The organism is Clostridium sp. HV4-5-A1G (genome assembly GCF_900184915.1).
GTDB lineage: Bacteria > Bacillota > Clostridia > Clostridiales > Clostridiaceae > Clostridium_B > Clostridium_B aromativorans.
On record NZ_FXYI02000247.1, the window covers coordinates 1 to 3952 of the forward strand.

General features: G+C 31.4%; 3 protein-coding genes. All 3 read left to right on the plus strand.

Annotation, left to right across the window (positions count from 1 at the left end):
• Window positions 1-919: 919 nt before the first annotated feature.
• Genes J5G60_RS17100 through J5G60_RS17110 form a run of 3 tightly spaced genes read left to right on the plus strand, consistent with a single transcriptional unit; the run spans window position 920 to window position 3853 of the window.
• On the plus strand, window positions 920-1816 hold the full coding sequence (locus J5G60_RS17100) for an acyl-CoA dehydratase activase-related protein (protein ID WP_150358812.1): 897 nt from the start codon (window positions 920-922) through the stop codon (window positions 1814-1816).
• Window positions 1816-2913 carry a 2-hydroxyglutaryl-CoA dehydratase gene (locus tag J5G60_RS17105; protein ID WP_150358813.1) on the plus strand — a complete coding sequence of 366 codons (1098 nt, stop codon included), beginning with the start codon at window positions 1816-1818 and terminating at the stop codon, window positions 2911-2913. Before J5G60_RS17100 ends, J5G60_RS17105 begins: the two co-directional genes overlap by 1 nt.
• Entirely contained in the window at window positions 2894-3853 is a 960-nt protein-coding gene (locus J5G60_RS17110; protein ID WP_150358814.1) for an acyl-CoA dehydratase activase, read from the plus strand. The genes J5G60_RS17105 and J5G60_RS17110 overlap by 20 nt, the downstream gene beginning before the upstream one ends.
• Window positions 3854-3952: the final 99 nt, after the last annotated feature.

Below are 3952 nucleotides of genomic sequence, written 5' to 3' on the forward strand. Positions count from 1 at the left end.
AATAAAAGAGGCTTAATTTAATATAATATACTTAAATTAAGCCTCTAGTTTTTCTAGTCTGCCAATTTTAGAAAATGTTTTTATAAATTTAATAATAAACTTGTAATACAACTTTTACTTTTTAAATTCCGGACTCCAAAAAGTAAAAAATCTTCTGCCTCAATTCAGAGGCAGAAGATTAATTCCACGGTTCCACTCTGTTTATCCTATAAAGCATGAAAATCAATCCACACAAATACAAGACAACTCTTTTTGGTACAATTATACCTTAATGCTTTAACGAGCATACTCGCTGAAGTCTACTAAACTTCAATTCAGAGCTCCAAGATGCACTTCAATTATTTCAACTAAAATTTTCTTTCATCCATGGAAAATTCTCTCTTGTAGTTAACCATAATTTACTCTTCTTATCATTGCAATTTACATATGTAGTTAAATTATTATAATAGTACTATACAAATAAAATTTAGTCAAGGGTAAATTTTCATTATTCGTCTTGATTCTACAAATATTTTTGTTAACGCTACTATCTATGTATTTTTATTCAAAAAATTGAGGAAATATATGATGTAAAATATGAGTACAAATACATATTTGACGGAATCAAGCGGATTTTGCATTTGTCCTAGAAGAGACATTTAGAGACTTAAAATCAAGTGGATTTAACCTGGAATTTAGAGAGCGAGCTACTGTGAACGCATAGGTAAACAGCAAAAGTATCATAACCCTTCAATTTCTTTTAATTAAACTTAATTCTACAAAATAGTCATGTAGATTAAAATAATATTGAATATTTTATAGAACTGAATACTTATCTAATATTAGGATAAAATATGAAAATGTATATAATTTTAGATGATTGGAGGTTTGCTGCCCTTACAATAATTTCTACTATATATTTGTGAGCAGCTATTTATGTATGAAAATAGGTATTCCCAAAGGATTATTATACTGTAAATATCATCCTTTTATTGAAACTTTCTTTGAAGAACTGGGAGCAGAGATAATAACTTCACCTGATACCAATAAATATATACTGGACGCAGGAGTAAAATACTGTGTAGATGAAGCTTGCCTTCCCATAAAAATATTTCATGGGCATATAGACGCTATAAAAAATAAATGTGATATGATATTTATTCCTAGAATTATGCAGTTAAAAGAAAGAGAATTTATATGTCCTAAATTTTGCGGACTTCCCGAAATGATATTGAATGATATTTCAAATATGCCGCCTATATTGACTTATCCTGTATATGCTTTTTCTAAAAATAAATTTAGAAATTGGGTTTTGAAGTCAGGTTTAACATGCACTAAAAACGTTTTTAAGATTAAAAAAGCTTATGAAAGAGCTTTGGAAGTACAATATAATTCTAAAAGTCTATTCCACAATTCAAATTTTCCTATAAGAGTAGCTTTAGTAGGTCATCCTTATAATATAAATGATAGTTTTGTTAACATGAATATAATAAAAAAATTAAATAAGCTTGGGATTGGTATATTCACTGAAGAAAACATAGATGAGGACATAATAGAAAAGGGAGCTGCAGAACTGTTTAAAAAACCGTTTTGGACTTTTGCAAAGAATTCCTATGGATTTTCCACTTATCTAGCTGAAAATAAAAAAGTGGATGGAATAATTTACATATCCTCCTTTGCCTGTGGTATAGACTCCGTTGTAATAGAACTCATTAGAAATAAATTAAATAATTTTCCGTTTTTGGTATTAAAAATAGATGAGCAAACTGGAGAAGCAGGATTCAATACTAGAATCGAAGCTTTTCATGACATGCTGGAAAGAAGATGCTGTAATTAATGAAAATAACTTTTCCACATCTTGGAAACACTTTTCTTGCTGCAAAAGCTGTGTTTGATGGATTGGGAATTGATTATGTAATTCCACCTCTAAGCAATAAGCAGGCATTGGAAATAGGTGTCCAATACTCTCCAGAAGAAATGTGTCTTCCATTTAAGATAATGATAGGCAATTATATTCAGAGCATAAAAGAAGGTGCAGATACTATTTTAATAGTTGGCAGCTGCGGCCCCTGCAGGTTTGGAGAATACTGTGAACTTCAAATGAATCTATTAAAAAAATTAGGATATAACTTGAATTTCATAGTATTGGATTATCCAAAAGATATAGGTTTAAAGGAGCTCTTTAGAAGAATAAGTATGATTGCTTCAGGAAGCAGTAAGAGTACTATTGAAAAATTGAGAATAGCCAAATTGGGACTTAAAATAATAAACTTAGTTGATGATATTGAGAAAAAAGCTAAGCTTTTAGCTGGTTATGAATTAAAGAGAGGACGATGTAAAGATATCTTAAATCATTGTAAAGAAAGGGCAGCTGAAACCACTTCACCGGAAGAAATGGTATGTGTGTTAAAGAATTATATCAAAAAATTAGATGAGATCCCCATTTCCAAAAGTAAGGAGCCTTTGAAAATTGCAATAATAGGCGAAATATACACAATAATAGAACCTTTTTCAAACCTGTTTATAGAGGAAAAACTTATGGATTATGGAGTATCTACAGTCAGATCTCTTACTCCCAGCTGGTGGGTCAAAAATGCTGCTCTGTCACCACTCAAATTAAATTCTATTAATATAAGAACAGCATCCAGAAGATATCTCCCCTTTTATATAGGAGGTCATGCGAGAGAATGTATAGGAGAAGCTGTCCTGGCAAATAAAAAGGGATTTGATGGTGCAATTCAGATTTTTCCTGTAGGATGCATGCCGGAAATAGTGTCAAAATCAATATTACCTACTATAGCAAAGGATAAAAATTTTCCTATACTCACTTTAGTAGTAGATGAAATGACCGGTGAAGCAGGATATGTAACCAGAATAGAAGCTTTCTTAGATTTACTTGAAAGGAGAAAAAACAGTGTATTATATGGGAGTTGATGTAGGTTCTGTAAGTACAGATATTGTAATAGTAGATGAAAATATAAATGTCCTTGAATCCTTGTATTTGAGGACGAAAGGAAGACCTATAAATGCAATTCAAGAAGGATTTAAATTTTTAAAAGACAAATATAGTGATAAGGATATAACAGCTGTGGGAACTACAGGAAGCGGCAGACAAATTGCAGCTTCTATTGTAGGTGCTGATGTAATTAAAAATGAAATAACTTCCCACGCAGTTGCTGCTTTACATCTGGATCCTGATGTAAGAACCATAATAGAAATAGGCGGTCAGGATTCGAAAATAATACTGCTTCAAAATGGTATCGTATTGGATTTTGCCATGAATACTGTATGTGCAGCTGGAACCGGTTCCTTTCTTGATAGGCAGGCATCCAGGCTCGATATTCCAATAAATGAATTTGGAAATTATGCTTTAAAATCCACCTGCCCTGCCAGAATAGCTGGAAGGTGTGCTGTATTTGCCGAATCAGATATGATACATAAGCAGCAAATGGGCTGCAGCAATTCAGATATAATAAAGGGATTATGCAATGCTCTCGTCAGAAACTATTTAAACAATGTAGCTAAGGGAAAAGAAATACAATCGAAGATATTTTTCCAAGGAGGAGTTGCCGCTAACATAGGTATGAAAAGTGCGTTTGAAGAAGCATTGGGCAAGGAAATAATAGTACCTAAAAATTTTAAGGTAATGGGAGCCATTGGTGCAGCTATTCTTGCAAAAGAAAGTATAGAAAAAAATAATGCTGTTACTAAATTCAAAGGATTTAATTTAATAGATATAAATTTTGTATCCAAAAGTTTTGAATGTACAGGGTGCCCTAATAGATGTGAAGTTGTAAAAATACTTGGCAGTAAAAAAATTATAGGATTCTTCGGTGGAAGATGTGAAAAATGGAATAAAACTATTTCCGCATAAGGGAAATAGTTTTATTCCATTTTAGTACAAGCCTCATCGAGTAATTTGACAAAAAGAAAAAATTTAATATATAATATTCATATAGGTATTGTGTATTTT